Origin of the sequence: Rhodococcus ruber (genome assembly GCF_027270735.1) — a bacterium.
GTDB classification, from domain to species: Bacteria; Actinomycetota; Actinomycetes; order Mycobacteriales; family Mycobacteriaceae; genus Rhodococcoides; species Rhodococcoides rubrum_A.
The window spans coordinates 600,700-615,894 of the sequence record NZ_JAPWIJ010000001.1 but is presented as its reverse complement, the minus strand read 5'-3'; the positions used below and the strand labels follow the sequence as shown (position 1 = coordinate 615,894).

The window sequence follows — 15,195 nt, the reverse complement described above, 5'->3', positions numbered from 1 at the left end:
CGCTTGCGTGAAGGGATCGAAGTTGATTCGCGACCTGCCTCGGTACCGACAACTGAACCTTGTGAGCGTTGCTCTTCTCGGCACCATGGCTACGATCGCCACGCTTCAGGCACTCGACCCGACCCATGTCGGTCGGCTACTCGCGCATGTGGCAATCCTCGTCTCCGTGGGCGCAGCCATTGTGTTCGGTGTCCACCACAGTGGCCGCAAGCCCACCTGGCTACTACCTCGCACGGCGCTCGCCTGCTTCACGTTCGGATGCTTGGCATCACTCGTCGCCGGAAACTACCTCCCAGCCGCGACCGGCGCAATCATGGCGGTCATCGCCCCGATGTTGTTGACCGACGAACGATGGAACCGCCTCTTCCGGTTTCGGCCCGACGCACTCCGATCGAGCCAGGACAGGCGCCATACACAGTTCTGAGGTGTAGTCGCGAACATCCATTGGCCATGCGAACTGGGTTGGCGCGTGGACCGTTGCGTCTGCCGACGCATCGTGTTGCACTGAGGGAGAAATAAACCATTCGGTCTGACGAGAGTGCTTGGGGCCCGATCAGCCTGATAGCACCCGCGTCTGCCTGCTGTGATGGAACGACCACAATTCAGTGTTGCCGGCGCACAAGCTCCCTTTCGAATGCGAGGAGTGGCGGTGAATTTGCGGTCCGGTCATGGGTGGCTACTTGTTTGTTAGCTGCGGCCGCAATCCTGACCGGGCTTCGTATATTTCGCCGCAGAAGTGACAACGAGCATGGACTCATGAATCCGTAGGGAGTATCACTGCTGCATCCAGGGCTGCCATTTCGACCCCCTCATCGACAATGGGTTCCGGCGTAGTCGTTGTTCGAGTTGCCTGAGCTGCGCGTTCTCGGCGTGACGCGCCGACTGACGGACGTCTGCGTCTGGGCGCTCTCGCTCTGTAGCCAGGAGACGGTGTTGACGCGTGCGAATACCTCTCGGTTGGCTGCCCGGGCGGCGTCGAGCTCGGCAGGGGACTCAGCCGAGGAGTCGGTGCGGGTGATGGCCTGTTACTCGAATTCGACGATTCGTCGTTGAATACCCAGCTCAGAGGTGTAGCTGCGAACATCCTGGATTGTCCGGCGTTTCTTGTCGGTGGTCCGGGTTACTGTTCATCTTGTTCGAACATGCGTTCTTGTTTCGGGTCACCGGGGGGGGTGAATGGGGATGGCAGTACCGATCGTGTCGCTGGAGGCGTTGACCGCCACGGCACAGGCAGAGAATCGTTTTGCGGCTCGCAAGATTTCCGCCTGCTACGACGTCCATCGGAGCTGGATCACCCACGACACCAAGCACAAGCACTACAGCCGATACGGACGCACCGAGATGGCAGTGGCGTTGGGATGTTCGGCGACGGTCGCCGAATCGTACGTCTCCGTGGGCGTCGCCTTGCACACCCGACTGCCGCTGCTGCGGGGAGCATTCGAGTCCGGGGAAATCGACCTCCCGCGAGTACGAACGGTGTGCCGGATCCTCGACAACCTCTCCGACGACATCGTCACGATGGTCGAGGACGAGATCGTCGAAGCAGCCCGCAGGTCGTCACCGGGTCCCCTCGAAAAGGAGATCTGGGACATCCTGCTCCGGGTCGCACCCGAAGAAGCGGCAGCACTAAGGGAATTCGCCAAGAAGTTCCGCACCGTCACCTACACCCCCGCCGGCGAACTCACCCGGATCCGAGCGGAATTGACCGCACCCGAAGCCGCCGCCGCATGGCAACTCCTCGAAGAAATGGCCGACACCCTCTGCCCCAAAGACCCCCGCGGCAAGAAAGAACGCCTGTGCGATGCGTTCATGGCCCGCATGCACGGCGAACCCCACCTGACATGCCTGTGCCAACGCGATGACTGCCCGAAAAAAGATACAGAGCTGCCCGATGGTCGGGTGCCGTTGACGATGATCACCGTCGACATCGCCACCCTCATCGGGTTGCTCGCGAACCCGGCGTACCTGGCCGGCCATGGATCGATCGACCCCGATCTCGCGCGGGAACTCGCACGCAACAGTCAGTGGCAGATCCTGCTCACCGACGCTGTCACCCTCGCCGAGAAACTGGGACTGGCCGTGCAGAACCCGGAAACCGGGGAATGGGAACGACGCTCGGACAGCGAGAAGACAGGGGCGGCACCAGGACCCGAGACGGGAACAGCGACGGAACCAGAGGCCGACGCCGACGCCGACGCCGACGGAGATACAGACACAGACGCTGACGCAGACAGAGACGAAGGCGTGGACTCGGCTGCTGATGCCGATGCTGCAACGGCTGCTCACGGCGATGGGGGAATGGGGGCGGCCACGCATTCGGGCAGGGAGGCTCGTCCCTCTTCCGAACCGACTTCTGACAGTTCACCTGCACCTGCACCTGAGAACACCTCGGCATCGGCACCAGCCGCACCAGCAGATGAGGTCGACGACACCGGCCATATCGGCGATGCCGGGGCAAACGACGAGTCTGCACCCATACCTGCGGCCGACCCGTCGCCAGCTCCTGACCCGGACGCCGCCGATCCTGCCCAGAAGCACGCAGCAACACGCGCTACGGCACCGACGATCGACACGCAAGGGGACGCACCATCGGCCACCGACCCTGAGACAGCTGCATCGTCCGAACCCACATCAGCTTCACGATCACCTGCGCAACAAGCATCGCCGGCACCTGATGTCGCACCGAGCTGTTCGGAATCACGCTCGTCCACAACACCATCCGACTCCACAGCACCCGGCTCTGCGTCATCCGGCTCTGCATCATCCGGTCCGATCTCAGCCGAAGGCCCGTCACCAGGAACAGGCTCCGCTGCCGCTGCCGCCAGCGACAACGGACACCAGTGTCGCCTGCAGTCGCTGACCTCCGCCGCAGCCCTGTTCTGCACCCACACACCCGTCGCCAAGGGCACACGGCACAGCTCTGCCCTCGACCTGCCCTCCGCAACCCGGCGCACCAACCACGCCATCCGCGCAGCACACCACACACCCTCGGGCCTCTACCTCGGCAACGCATCCCTCGCCGCTGCACTCGAAGCCGCCATCGCCGCCGACCCCACCCTCGGAAAATCCGTCGCACGCGACCCACTGACCGACCGAGCCCTGATCTACCGACCCGACACCCTCACCACCGCCGCCGTCCGCCTCCGCGACCGACACTGCCGCTTCCCCGACTGCCACCGACCCGCCGCACACTGCCAACTCGACCACGTGATCCCCTTCGATCACGCCAACCCCCTCGGCGGCGGCTGGACCACGGTCAACAACCTCCAATGCCTCTGCGAGTTCCACCACACCGTCAAAACCGCCGGCTACTGGACAGCCGTCATGCTCCCCGGCGGCGCGATCCTATGGACCTCCACCTCAAACACCACCCGAATCACCCTGCCCACCAACGGCACAGCCGTCCCCGTCCTCGGCAACGACCTGAGGCCACACATCCCCACCAAACCCAGACGCTCCGGCATCATCGCCTACCCCGACCCACCCGACAACGAACAACCCGAGACAGACGACACGGCAGCACCGCCGTTCTAGGCGCGCGCCAACAATCGCCCCGTCGACGATTCCGACCCTGAAATCCATGACCGTCGCACCACACCCGACAAGCCCAGTCGATCGTACGCAGTCACCGGATTGCGGTGGTACAGCTGCGCAACGTCAACGGTGAACTTCTCGTCGGGTGCGAACACCACAAGGTCTGCAGCGCAACCGACCTCGATGCGCCCTCGATTCGTCATGCCTACCTGGTCGGCCGTATTGGTTGCCATCCACCGCACGATGTCGGTCAGTGCACAGCCGCGGGACCGCGCCTCTGTCCACACCGCAGCGAGTGACACTTGCAACGATGCGATCCCACCCCAGGCATCGCCGAAATTTCCGGTGTCGAATCGCTTCAAATCAGGCGTGCAGGGGGAGTGGTCGGTGACGATGGTGTCGATCGTGCCGTCGAGCAGACCTTGCCACAGCGCCTCTCGGTTGCCGGCCTCGCGGATCGGCGGGCAGCACTTGAACTGCGTCGCTCCCGCCGGCACGTCCTCGGCGTCGAAACACAAGTAGTGCGGACATGTTTCGACGGTCACCCGCACCCCGTCGCGCTTCGCCGCCCTAATCATTGGCACCGCATCCGCGCTCGACAGATGCAGAATGTGCACCCGACACCCTGTCTGACGGGACAGCTCGATCACCTGCTCGATGGCCCGGTTCTCTGCCGCCCGCGGACGCGATTCCAGGAACCCCGAGTACTCACGGCCCGCCGCGGACGGGGCTTCGGCGATGACCTCGGCATTCTCCGCGTGCACGATCATCAAACCGTCGAACGACGCGATCTCGATGAGAGCCTTCTCCAACTCCGGCAGTGTCAGCGGCGGAAACTCGTCCACGCCCGACGCCAGCAGGAAGCACTTGAATCCGAACACTCCCGCATCGTGCAGCGGTCGCAGCTGATCGAGATTCCCCGGCACGGCCCCACCCCAGAAACCGACGTTGACGACCGACTTCTCGGCCGCCACCCGGCGCTTGATTTCCAGTGCTGCGACATCGACTGTCGGGGGAATGCTGTTGAGCGGCATATCGACGATGGTCGTGATGCCGCCCGCAGCGGCCGCGCGGGTGGCGCTGGCAAAACCCTCCCACTCCGTGCGCCCCGGTTCGTTGACGTGTACGTGGGTATCGACCAGCCCGGGCAGCAACACCTCGTCCGGCCCGAGTTCCACCACCGTCGCGCCACACACCGAAGCGTCGATGGGGTCGATCGCTACGATCCCGCCGTCCCGGACAGAGATCGACGCCGAGACCACTTGTCCGCCGATCACGGCACGAGCAGCGCGAAGAACCAGATCAGACTGCACTGGAGACACTCTGGAGCTCGGACGACTTCCATGCGACATCTGCCGCGTCGAGGGCATCGGCGTCGAGCTCGCCGAACAATCGCAGCCGAGACAAGCCGCCGTCGGGGTACACGTCGAGTCGTAGGTGTGTGTACGCCTCCGTCTCGTTGAGCAGGAAGCGGTGACGCGTGTCCGGCTGCACCGCGGTGCGCTCGAGGATCTCGGTCCATGCCGTCGGATCCGTGATGTGCCGGCGACGAGAATCGATGGCACTGAGCCGAACCCACCCCGGAGCGTTCCCGACGTAGTAGCTCGTGTCGACCTCGACGTGACGAGGAGCGCCGGGCGCCGCGAGTGCGAAGACCGCGTAGTCGTTGCCGCCGTTGCGACGACGGGAGTTCTCCCAGCCCTCGCCCATGTTCCGTGCACGTCCGGGCAGGATGATGTTGGCGGGGGAAGAATAGAAGGCATCCGAGCAATCGGTGAGCCGCGCACCGTTCTCGGCCGCGAGCAGATCGATGGTGCCCCCGAGGAAGCGAGGATCCTGCACGACCTCACCGTGCACGCGGAACCGAGCCACGCCGCCGTCCGGGTAGATGGACAGACGTACGTGCGTCCACCGGTGCCGATCCGCCACCTCATAGGTATTCGCTGTATCACCCACTGCCGCAGACTTGTCCACGATCGTGTGCCACTCCGCCTTCAGTACATCGTCGAGGGACGGGTAGCCCTCGATCGATGCCGCTTCGACGGAGACGAACGGCGGGTAGTTGCCGGTGAAGTGGGCCGTGTCGACCACAACGCCGTGCACGATGCCCGGTGCTCCGAGCCGTACGATCGCCCAGTCGTACCCACCCTCGTCACGACGACGTCGAGTCTCCCACCCGTCGTACACCTTTCCCTTGTGGCCGAAGTCCGCGGGATCGAACAGCGGAGCGTCGGGCTTGATCAGGTTCTCGCGCTGAGCGAACAGTTCGTCGTTCGCGGCCGAGACGCTGCCGCCGAGGGCTCGGGACGCGAGATCGGTCAGCGAGGTGAAGTGCGTGGTGCTCATGAAATTCCTTCCGAAATGTGTGTGGTGGTGATCATTCGACCTACCTCGTGGAGCAGCCTGGCCGCGTCGCGCATCGAGATTCGAGGGTCCGGCTCGAGATCGGACAATGCATAGGAGGCAACGATCCCGTGAGTGCGCAGGCGGTCCAGGCCGATGACGCTCCGCCCCGCGACGGTGATCACCGGAACACCCGCTTCGCACGCTGCGTGCGCTACTCCGATGGGTGCCTTGCCGTAGAGGCTCTGCTCGTCGAGTGAGCCCTCGCCGGTGACGACCAGATCTGCTCCGGCCACAGCCCTGCCGAAGTCGATCAGCTCGAGCACCGTCTCGATACCGGGCTTGGCAACCGCACCGAGTACGGCCATGGCTCCGAACGCAGTGCCACCTGCCGCACCGGTGCCGGCGAGACCACTGGCATCCCGTCCGATTGCATTGCGCACCAGATGCGCCCACTGCCGCATACCGTGTTCGAGGTAGAGCAGCTCCTGCGGTCCGGCACCCTTCTGTGGCCCGTAGACCGCTGCTGCTCCGGTCCGGCCGAGCAACGGGTTGTCGACGTCGCAGGCCAGCTCGAACACCGCATTCCGAGCCGCAGGAACCAGACCGGACACATCCAGCTGTACCGCGCCCCGCAATGCTCCGCCACCACGGGCGACATCGTTGCCGTCGGCGTCGAGGATGCGTGCCCCCAGTGCCGTCAGCATGCCCGCGCCACCGTCGGTGGAAGCGCTGCCCCCGAGCCCGACGACGATACGCCGCGCACCTGAAACAGACCCGACGCCGGCCCCGAGCGCATGCGCGATGACGGTGCCCAGGCCGAACGTGCTGGCTCCCAGCGCATCCGAGCGACCGTCCGGCAGAAGCTCGAGCCCGACCGCCGAGGCGAGTTCGACGACGGCGGTATCACCACGACGGGCATACGAGGTATCGACCGGCTCACCGGTCGGGCCCGAGCACGTGACGGCTACCCGCTCCCACCCGGCGGTGACGGCAGCATCGACGGTGCCGTCACCCCCATCGGCGACGGGTAGGCACACCGTCTCGAGCGACGGGTCGCCTGCCTCCAGACCTTCGGCCACCGCGCGAGCGACCTCGGCCGCGGACAGCGAACCCTTGAACTTGTCGGGGGCCAGCAGAATTCGCGTCATCTCTAGTCCAGCAGAAGCAGCGCGGTTGGCGCGTCGGCCGACGTGTTGGCCAGTTCCTCGAACTCGCCGACGTTGTCGATCTCGGTGCCCATCGAGATGTTGGTGACCCGCTCGAGGATGATTTCCACGACGACAGGAACCTTGTGTTCGTTGGCCAGAGTCCTGGCCCGCACGAGCGCCTCACCGATGAGCTCGGGCTCGGTGACCCGAAGCGCTTTGCACCCCAGGCCTTCTGCCACCTGGACGTGGTCGACGCCGTAGCCCTTGGGGATACCGGGCTGAGTGTCCAAGGTGTCCTGGTGGTTGATGTTGTCGAATCCCAACTGCACACAGAAGTCCATGTCGAACGCGCGCTGCGCCTGCCGGATCAGCCCGAGGTACGAGTTGTTCACCACCACATGCACGTACGGCAGATTGAACTGGGCACCGACGGCCAGCTCTTCGATCATGAACTGGAAGTCGTAATCGCCGGACAGCGCAACGACATTCGCAGTCGGATCGGCAGCCACCGCACCCAACGCCGCGGGAATGGTCCAGCCGAGCGGGCCGGCCTGCCCGCAGTTGATCCAGTTTCGAGGGGAGTAGACGTGCAGGAACTGGCCGCCCGCGATCTGCGAGAGCCCGATGGTGCTGATGTAGCGGGTATCGCGATCGAAGACCTTGTTCATCTCCTCGTACACGCGCTGCGGCTTGATCGGCACGTTGTCGAAGTGCGTGCGGCGATGCATAGTGCGCTTGCGGGTCGCACAGTCCTCGACCCAGCCCGAGAGATCACGCAGAGACCCTGCGGCCCGACGCTCCTCGGCGACGGCCACGAACTGCTCGAGTGCGGCCTTGGCGTCGGAGATGATGCCGTAGTCCGGCGCGAAGACACGCCCGATCTGGGTCGGCTCGATGTCGACGTGGACGAACTTCCGGCCCTTGCGGTATGTCTCGAGACCACCGGTATGCCGGTTGGCCCAACGGTTTCCGATGCCGAGCACGAAGTCCGAGGCCAACATGGTCGCGTTGCCGTACCGGTGCGCGGTCTGCAAGCCGACCATGCCTGCAGCGAGACGGTGATCGTCGGGGATGGTGCCCCAGCCCATCAGAGTCGGGATGACCGGAACGTCGAGAATCTCGGCGAGCTGCACGAGCAAGTCCGAGGCGTCGGCGTTGATGATTCCGCCGCCGGCGACGATCAACGGGCGCTCGGCACCCAGAAGCATGTCGATGGCCTTCTCGGCCTGAGCACGCGAGGCGACGGGCTTGTGCACGGGCAGCGACTGGTACGTGTCGGGATCGAAGTCGATCTCGGCCAACTGCACATCGATGGGCAGATCGATCAGCACCGGACCGGGCCGACCGGAGCGCATCAGATGGAACGCCTGCGCGAAGGCACCGGGAACCTGGGCCGGCTCGAGCACCGTCATCGCCATCTTGGTGACGGGTGCTGCGATCGACGCGATGTCGACGGCCTGGAAGTCCTCCTTGTGCAGCCGCGCGACCGGGGCCTGGCCGGTGATGGCGAGGATCGGAATCGAGTCGGCCATGGCCGAATACAGCCCGGTGATCATGTCGGTACCGGCCGGACCGGATGTTCCGATACAGATGCCGATGTTTCCCGGTGCGGCCCGGGTGAATCCCTCCGCCATGTGCGATGCACCTTCGACGTGGCGGGCCAGCACGTGGCGGATGCCGCCGTGATTGCGCATCGCCGCGTAGAACGGGTTGATCGCAGCACCGGGTAGGCCGAATGCGGTTGTTGCACCTTCGAGTTCGAGAATCTTCACTGCGGCATCGGCCGCGCGCATCTTGGCCATGTCAGTTGTCCTTACCCGAGAGCCGAGCGACACCGCGGTACAGCGCCGAATGATCCAGTCCACCATCGCCGTTGGCGCGGGCCGAGGCCATCAGCTGCGCCAGCACTGCGCCCATCGGAATCACGACGCCCGCTTCACGCGCAGCCGAGGTGACGATCCCGAGATCCTTGTGGTGCAGGTCGATGCGGAAGCCGGGCTCGAACGAGCGGTCCAGCATCTTCTGTGCCTTCTGGTTCAGCACGGCCGAACCGGCGAGGCCGCCGCCGAGAACCTCCACCGACGCAGCCAGATCGACGCCGTAGGCCTCGAGGAACGCGATCGCCTCGGCGAGCACCTGAATGTTGCCGGCCACGATCAACTGGTTGGCTGCCTTGACCGTCTGCCCGGATCCGCTCGGACCCACGTGCACGACGGTCTTGCCGACGACGTCGAGAATCGGCTTGGCCGTAGCGAAGTCGTCCTCGCTGCCGCCGACCATGATCGACAGAGTCGCGTTCTCGGCACCGGCCTGGCCACCGGAGACCGGGGCATCGAGGATTCGGAATCCGCGCGAGGACGCGTCGGCTGCCAAGGTGGCGGTGACGTCGGGACGGATGCTGGAGAAGTCGATGATCAGCGCGTCGCGTCGGGCATTGTCGAATACCCCACCTTCGCCGGCGAGAACGTCCTGGACATCCGGAGAGTCGGGGACCATGATCGCGACGATGTCGGCATCGTGGACGGCCTTGGCGATCGAGTCGGCCGCGGTACCGCCGGCTTCGACGAGGGGGCCCGTGCGATCTGGCGTCAGGTTGTAGCCGACCACCTGGTGGCCTGCCTTGGCAAGATGAACGGACATGGGGCTGCCCATGATCCCGAGGCCGATGAATGCAATGGTGCTCATGGGAATCCTTACTTGGAGGTAGTGGCGAGACCCAACCAGGAGAACGTGTCCTCGCGGGTGGCTTTGTATTCGAGTCCGACGTAGCCGTCGTAACCCCGTGCTGCCAGACCGGTGAGCTGTCCACCGAGGTCGAGGCTGCCGGTACCCGGCTCACCGCGGCCCGGGGAGTCGGCGATCTGCACGTGCCCGATCAGGTCGTAGTGTGCTTCGAGTGCTGCCGGAACGTCCTCTCCGTTGACGGCGAGGTGGTAGAGATCGGCGAGCAGGCGGAGGTTGTGTACGTCCTGCTCACGGGCGACACGCCTGATGGTCGCGACGGCACCGGCGGCGGACTTCAACGGGTAGGCGGGTGCGCCGCTGACGGGTTCCACCAGCACGACGCCACCGATCTTCGCCGCAGCTCTGCCCGCAGCGGCCAGGTTCTCGATGCCGACGTCGTCCTGATCCAGCGGATCCACACCGTCGATACGGTTGCCGTACAGGGCGTTGAAGGCTCGGGTGCCCAGCTGCCCACCGATGCCGACGGTGACGTCGATGTTGTCTCGGAAGGCCTGCTTCTGCGCGGGATCGGACAGAATCCCACGATCACCTGCAGGCATGTCTCCGGCCGCGAAGTTCAGTCCGGTCAGCTGTACGCCCGCATCCCGGACGGACGAGACGAATGCATCGACGTCGGCATCGGACGGGACCGGGTTCGAGAACGGCCACCAGAATTCGACGGCGTCGAACCCGACGTCGCGGGCACGCTGCGGGCGATCGAGCAGAGGCACATCGGTGAAGAGAATGGAACAGTTGACGGTGTACTGGAGTCGAGAGTCAGCAAAGAGGTTCATGCGCAGTGCCTTTCAGTTCTGAGGTTGCGGCAGTCCGCGGTATCGGCGCCAGCTGCCGGCATAGGTGATGTCGGTCAGCTCGTCCGGTTGCGCGTCGAGCACTCCGGGGCGGAGTCCGACGCCGAGGACGGAACGCCCGTCCTCGAGCGCAACCACGGTGAGCTCGAGCTCCGGCGGTTCGTCCGGGAGGAATGCCGTACGGATGTCGTCGAGCGGGATGTCGTACAGCTCGCCCTCGATGGCCGCACCGGCGGTGTGATCGAGCAACAGCGCCGGAAATTCGTCCCGTACGGAGAAGAACCGATAGTTGGGTGTGGTGCGCACCGTGCCCACGAACGGGTGCGAGGAGACGTTGTGGTGCAGGCTGCCGCCGCGCATGGCACCGCCATTGCAGAAGAGCTCCGTCATGTAGTCGTTCCTTTCGGGGTCGAGCGGACCGGGCTGAAAGTCCGTAATGCGGAATTAGTATTCCGTTTGTTCGACCGAGTGTGGCGTGCGCCACGCACTCCTGTCAAGACCCGAGGTTTGTCCGTGCGCCCAATGCCGATCTGCTGCAACGGGAAAACGTTCTCTCGCGGCGCACCGCACATCGACCCTTGACACCGGTTGTGATCGGTGTCACGCTCGTTCAGTGGAATCAACATTTCGTAATGCGGAATCGCAAGCCCGCGGTCTCGCCGCGACGACCGAATTGAACGAGGCCCCCGAGTCCGAAGCTGCTCGAATACTGTCGCTCTGCCTGGACGTTCCCCGTTGGGTCGACGAGGTTCTGCGGCACCGACCGTTCGCCGACGACCGTTCCCTTCGCCACGCCATCACCCATGCCGCTTCGCCACTGACGGCCGACGAAGTACACCGAGCACTCGCGGTGCATCCTCGCATCGGCGAACGGCCGGAGGGTGACGACGCCAGTGCGCGTCATGCGAGCACCGAACAATCCGGCGTGGACGTCTCGGACGAGAGCGTCGAACATCGCCTGCGAGCGGGGAACCTGGCCTACGAGAAGCGCTTCGGGCAGGTGTTCCTGATCAGGGCAGCCGGCCGAGATGCCGACGCTGTCCTGAGCGCTCTGGACAGCCGACTCGGCAACGATCGTCGAACCGAAGCTGCGGTCGTGGAGCACGAACTGCGAGAGATCGCGGCAGTGCGCGCGACAGGAAGCCTGGGCGAATGACGAGCCATGTCACCGCCCATGTACTCGACGCTGCGAGAGGCATTCCTGCGCAGGGGATATCGATCTCACTGACCGACGCTACCGGTGCACAGACAGCCCACGCCGTCACCGACGAACAAGGCCGCGTCTCCTCACTCGGGCCGAGTGAACTGACGCCCGGGACCTATCGCCTCACCTTCGCCACCGGTGCCTACTTCGCGGCGCAGAACACCGAATGTTTCCACCCCGAAGTTGTCGTCACCTTCGAGATCACCGCACCCGACCAGCACTACCACATCCCACTTCTGTTGAGCCCGTTCGCTTTCACCACCTATCGAGGGAGCTAGAAACCATGACCATCGTGCTCGGAGCAAACCAGTACGGCAAAGCCGAATGCAGACTCGTCCGCATCGACCGCGAAACGCCCCGCCACCGGATCACCGACGTCAGCGTCACCTCCCAGCTGCGCGGTGACCTCGACGCCGTCCACATCGAAGGCGACAACGCACACGTCGTCGCCACGGACACCCAGAAGAACACCGTCTACGCCTTCGCCCGCGACGGCATCGGTGCGATCGAGAACTTCGCACTCCGGCTCGGCGCGCACTTCACCGGCGACTTCGATTGGATCACCGGTGGACGCTGGGAGATCGAGCAGTATCAGTGGTCGCGTATCGCAAAAGGTGAAGCAGGAGTGGAGCCTGCGGAACGACCCGGTTCGAATGGATACGACCATTCCTTCGTCAAGGCCAGCGACGAGAAGCGGAACACCATCGTCACGGTCGACGGCGAAAACATCTCCATAGTCTCCGGAGTCAGCGACCTCGTGGTCCTCAACTCGACGGCGTCGGAGTTCTGGGGTTACCCGAAAGATCGCTACACCACGCTGAAGGAAACCACGGACCGAATTCTGGCCACCTCGGTCAGCGCTCGCTGGCGGTACCTCACCACTGAGCTGGATTTCGACAAGACCTTCGACGACGTCCGTTCGATCATGCTCGACGCCTTCGCGTCCACGCACTCTCTTGCGTTGCAGCAGAGCCTGTTCCAGATGGGCAAGCAGGTTCTCGAAGCACACCCGGAGATCGGCGAGATCAAGTTCTCGATGCCCAACATCCACCACTTCCTCGTCGACCTCGAGCCGTTCGGACTCGACAACCCCGGTGAGGTCTTCTATGTCGCGGATCGCCCCTACGGTCTGATCGAGGCCACGGTGCAGCGCGACGATGCCCCGGACGCAGGCCGCGCCTGGGATACCGTCCCCGGATTCTGCTAGGAGCGAGCCGACATGAAGCTGACGAAACGCGTGTCGACCAAGACCCATACGCCGCACGACCCCGCCCGTCCCGAGGACGAGCGATTGTCGATAGGCAGGTCGTACGTCTACGGATTGCAGCACATCCTGACGATGTACGGCGGTGTCATCGCACCACCCCTGATCGTCGGCGGCGCAGCGGGATTGACCGGCACCGAGATCGCACTGTTGGTCTCGGCCGCGTTGTTCGTCAGCGGAGCCGCCACGTTGCTGCAGACACTCGGAGTGCCCTATTTCGGTGCCAAGCTACCTCTGGTACAGGGAATTTCGTTCGCGTCCGTGTCGACGATGGTGGCGATCGCGAGCGGCCCGGGCGGACTGAACTCGGTGTTCGGAGCCATCATCGCCGCCGGTGCCATCGGCATCCTCATCACCCCGTTCTTCAGCAAGATCGTTCGCTTCTTCCCACCGGTGGTGACCGGCACGATCATCACCGTCATCGGCATCTCTTTACTGCCCGTTGCGGTTCGGTGGGCCATGGGCGGTGATCAGCAGGCCACCGACTGGGGCTCGATGTCCAACATCGGTCTCGCTGCGTTCAGCCTCGTGGTGGTTCTGCTCGTCAGCCGACTCGTGCAGGGCACGCTCTCGCGCCTGTCGATCCTCATCGGCATCATCGTCGGCACGGTGTTCGCGGTCCTCGTCGGCAAGGCCGATTTCTCCGGTGTGAGTGACGGTGCCATCTTCAGCTTCCCCGAGCCGTTCGCGTTCGGAGCACCGACATTCCAGGTGGCAGCCATCATGTCGATGGTCGTCGTCATCCTGGTGATCATGACCGAGACCACCGCCGACATCCTGGCCGTCGGTGAAATCGTCGGCACCGACGTAGATGCCCGACGCGTCGGCGACGGACTGCGCGCAGACATGGTCGCCACCACCATCGCTCCCGTGTTCGGCACCTTCCCGGCCAGTGCGTTCGCCCAGAACGTCGGCCTCGTGGCCGTCACCGGAATCAAGAGTCGCTACGTCGTCGCAGCCGGCGGCTCGGTGCTGCTGTTCCTCGGCCTCTTCCCCGTCCTCGGGCTCGTGGTGGCGTCGGTGCCGCTGCCGGTACTCGGCGGCGCGGGCATCGTGTTGTTCGGCTCGGTGGCGGCCAGCGGCATCCGGACGCTGTCCAAGGTCGAGTTTGACGGCAACCTCAACCTCGTCATCGTGGCGGTGGCCATCGGTTTCGGTGTCATTCCCATCGCCGTACCGGGCTTCTACGCCGCATTTCCCGACTGGGTGCACGTGGTGCTCGACTCGGGTATCAGCGCCGCGAGCATCGTGGCCGTCGTACTGAACATCCTCTTCAACGTCGTCACCCGTGGCCAGAAGCCCTCGCCCTCGGTGGTGACTGCGGCACCGCCGGTGGCGACGCGGCATCACCAGTAGAGTCCTTCGGGACGAGGTACGACTACGACGGTGCGAGGTGGACTGTGGCGGCAGGTGGCGGGGTGCAGTCCGTGGAGCGCGCGTTCGAGCTGCTCGACATCATGGCCGCCTCCGGCGGATCCATCGGGATCAGCGAACTGGCCGAGGCGACCGATCTGCCGATGCCGACGGTGCACCGACTGATCGGGACCCTCGTCTCCCTCGGCTACGTTCGACGGTTGCCGTCACGCCGATATGCATTGGGCACCAAGCTCATTCGGTTGGGAGACAGCGCGTCCAAGCTCATCGGTGGATGGGCCAAGCCGTATCTCGCAGAGCTGGTCCGGATCACCCACGAGACGTCGAACATGGCGTTTCTCGAGGACGACATGGCGGTGTACGTCGCGCAGGTGCCCTCCGAGCACGCGATGCGGATGTTCAACGAGGTCGGTCAGCGCGTGTTGCCGCACTCCACCGGCGTAGGCAAGGCATTGCTGTCGCAGTTGGACGACGACGCCGTCCGCGCGATCGTCGGCCGCCTCGGCATGACTCCCCGCACCGTCCACACCATCACCACCCTCGACGCGTTGCTCGAGGATCTGGCGCTGATCCGCGAACGCGGCTACGCGATCGATGACGGCGAGCAGGAGGTGGGGGTGCGCTGCTTCGCCGTCCCGGTACTCGGCGCTCCGACGCTCACGGCGATGTCCATCGCCGGGCCCTCGGCTCGGGTCACCCTCGAATCGGCCGAACAGTTCGTACCTCTGCTGATCTCGGCGGCCGAGCGATTGGCCAAGGATCTCGCGAGCAACAACCCAGCTCCTTGAT

Annotated in this window: 14 protein-coding genes; 7 read left to right on the top strand and 7 right to left on the bottom strand. The window is 64.7% G+C overall.

What is annotated here, in order from left to right:
- The first annotated feature begins 85 nt into the window (after window positions 1–85).
- Both O4220_RS02995 and O4220_RS02990 read left to right on the top strand, forming a co-directional pair.
- On the top strand, window positions 86–424 hold the full coding sequence (locus O4220_RS02995) for a hypothetical protein (RefSeq protein WP_269602072.1): 339 nt from the start codon (window positions 86–88) through the stop codon (window positions 422–424).
- Between the two features lie 758 nt (window positions 425–1,182).
- On the top strand, window positions 1,183–3,534 hold the full coding sequence (locus O4220_RS02990; RefSeq protein WP_269602071.1) for an HNH endonuclease signature motif containing protein: 2,352 nt from the start codon (window positions 1,183–1,185) through the stop codon (window positions 3,532–3,534).
- On the opposite strand, the gene allB is transcribed toward O4220_RS02990, so the two are convergent.
- From allB to O4220_RS02955, 7 genes are read right to left on the bottom strand one after another with little or no spacing between them, the layout of a single operon-like run.
- Window positions 3,531–4,886 (bottom strand): allantoinase AllB, encoded by a 1,356-nt coding sequence (gene allB / locus O4220_RS02985; RefSeq protein ID WP_269602070.1) that lies wholly within the window; start codon window positions 4,884–4,886, stop codon window positions 3,531–3,533. The genes O4220_RS02990 and allB overlap by 4 nt on opposite strands.
- Window positions 4,837–5,880: an allantoicase gene (alc, locus tag O4220_RS02980; protein ID WP_269602069.1), complete on the bottom strand. Its 1,044-nt coding sequence runs from the start codon at window positions 5,878–5,880 to the stop codon at window positions 4,837–4,839. The genes allB and alc overlap by 50 nt, the downstream gene beginning before the upstream one ends.
- Window positions 5,877–7,028, bottom strand: coding sequence for a glycerate kinase (locus O4220_RS02975; RefSeq protein WP_269602068.1), 1,152 nt, complete (start codon window positions 7,026–7,028; stop codon window positions 5,877–5,879). Before O4220_RS02975 ends, alc begins: the two co-directional genes overlap by 4 nt.
- Before the next feature lie 2 nt (window positions 7,029–7,030).
- Window positions 7,031–8,830 (bottom strand): glyoxylate carboligase, encoded by a 1,800-nt coding sequence (gene gcl / locus O4220_RS02970; protein WP_269602067.1) that lies wholly within the window; start codon window positions 8,828–8,830, stop codon window positions 7,031–7,033.
- 1 nt (window position 8,831) lies between these two features.
- A complete protein-coding gene (locus O4220_RS02965) occupies window positions 8,832–9,713 on the bottom strand; it encodes a 2-hydroxy-3-oxopropionate reductase (RefSeq protein WP_269602066.1) in 882 nt (293 codons plus the stop codon).
- Window positions 9,714–9,721: 8 nt separating this feature from the next.
- On the bottom strand, window positions 9,722–10,546 hold the full coding sequence (locus O4220_RS02960; protein ID WP_269602065.1) for a hydroxypyruvate isomerase family protein: 825 nt from the start codon (window positions 10,544–10,546) through the stop codon (window positions 9,722–9,724).
- 12 nt (window positions 10,547–10,558) lie between these two features.
- Window positions 10,559–10,954, bottom strand: coding sequence for a gamma-glutamylcyclotransferase (locus O4220_RS02955; protein WP_032385160.1), 396 nt, complete (start codon window positions 10,952–10,954; stop codon window positions 10,559–10,561).
- A 223-nt stretch (window positions 10,955–11,177) separates the two neighbouring features.
- Here O4220_RS02955 and uraD point away from each other — a divergent pair, with 223 nt between their 5' ends.
- From uraD to O4220_RS02930, 5 genes are read left to right on the top strand one after another with little or no spacing between them, the layout of a single operon-like run.
- Window positions 11,178–11,720 (top strand): 2-oxo-4-hydroxy-4-carboxy-5-ureidoimidazoline decarboxylase, encoded by a 543-nt coding sequence (gene uraD / locus O4220_RS02950; protein ID WP_269602064.1) that lies wholly within the window; start codon window positions 11,178–11,180, stop codon window positions 11,718–11,720.
- The gene (gene uraH, locus O4220_RS02945; RefSeq protein ID WP_269602063.1) at window positions 11,717–12,046 is read left to right on the top strand and encodes a hydroxyisourate hydrolase; all 330 of its coding nucleotides are present in this window, start codon (window positions 11,717–11,719) and stop codon (window positions 12,044–12,046) included. The genes uraD and uraH overlap by 4 nt, the downstream gene beginning before the upstream one ends.
- Before the next feature lie 5 nt (window positions 12,047–12,051).
- Window positions 12,052–12,975 carry a factor-independent urate hydroxylase gene (gene pucL / locus O4220_RS02940; protein WP_269602062.1) on the top strand — a complete coding sequence of 308 codons (924 nt, stop codon included), beginning with the start codon at window positions 12,052–12,054 and terminating at the stop codon, window positions 12,973–12,975.
- A gap of 12 nt (window positions 12,976–12,987) precedes the next feature.
- Window positions 12,988–14,388, top strand: a complete 1,401-nt coding sequence (locus tag O4220_RS02935) for a nucleobase:cation symporter-2 family protein (RefSeq protein ID WP_269602061.1) — start codon at window positions 12,988–12,990, stop codon at window positions 14,386–14,388.
- Between the two features lie 44 nt (window positions 14,389–14,432).
- Window positions 14,433–15,194 (top strand): IclR family transcriptional regulator, encoded by a 762-nt coding sequence (locus O4220_RS02930; RefSeq protein WP_269602060.1) that lies wholly within the window; start codon window positions 14,433–14,435, stop codon window positions 15,192–15,194.
- Window position 15,195 lies beyond the last annotated feature (1 nt).

Excerpts from the sequence above, each read along its gene's own strand:
- allB (WP_269602070.1), bottom strand. The coding sequence starts at position 4,886 with ATGTCGCATGGAAGTCGTCCGAGCTCCAGAGTGTCTCCAGTGCAGTCT.
- uraH (WP_269602063.1), top strand. The coding sequence starts at position 11,717 with ATGACGAGCCATGTCACCGCCCATGTACTCGACGCTGCGAGAGGCATT.
- O4220_RS02965 (WP_269602066.1), bottom strand. The coding sequence starts at position 9,713 with ATGAGCACCATTGCATTCATCGGCCTCGGGATCATGGGCAGCCCCATG.
- O4220_RS02960 (WP_269602065.1), bottom strand. The coding sequence starts at position 10,546 with ATGAACCTCTTTGCTGACTCTCGACTCCAGTACACCGTCAACTGTTCC.
- O4220_RS02995 (WP_269602072.1), top strand. The coding sequence starts at position 86 with ATGGCTACGATCGCCACGCTTCAGGCACTCGACCCGACCCATGTCGGT.
- O4220_RS02990 (WP_269602071.1), top strand. The coding sequence starts at position 1,183 with ATGGCAGTACCGATCGTGTCGCTGGAGGCGTTGACCGCCACGGCACAG.
- gcl (WP_269602067.1), bottom strand. The coding sequence starts at position 8,830 with ATGGCCAAGATGCGCGCGGCCGATGCCGCAGTGAAGATTCTCGAACTC.
- alc (WP_269602069.1), bottom strand. The coding sequence starts at position 5,880 with ATGAGCACCACGCACTTCACCTCGCTGACCGATCTCGCGTCCCGAGCC.
- O4220_RS02955 (WP_032385160.1), bottom strand. The coding sequence starts at position 10,954 with ATGACGGAGCTCTTCTGCAATGGCGGTGCCATGCGCGGCGGCAGCCTG.
- O4220_RS02935 (WP_269602061.1), top strand. The coding sequence starts at position 12,988 with ATGAAGCTGACGAAACGCGTGTCGACCAAGACCCATACGCCGCACGAC.
- O4220_RS02975 (WP_269602068.1), bottom strand. The coding sequence starts at position 7,028 with ATGACGCGAATTCTGCTGGCCCCCGACAAGTTCAAGGGTTCGCTGTCC.
- pucL (WP_269602062.1), top strand. The coding sequence starts at position 12,052 with ATGACCATCGTGCTCGGAGCAAACCAGTACGGCAAAGCCGAATGCAGA.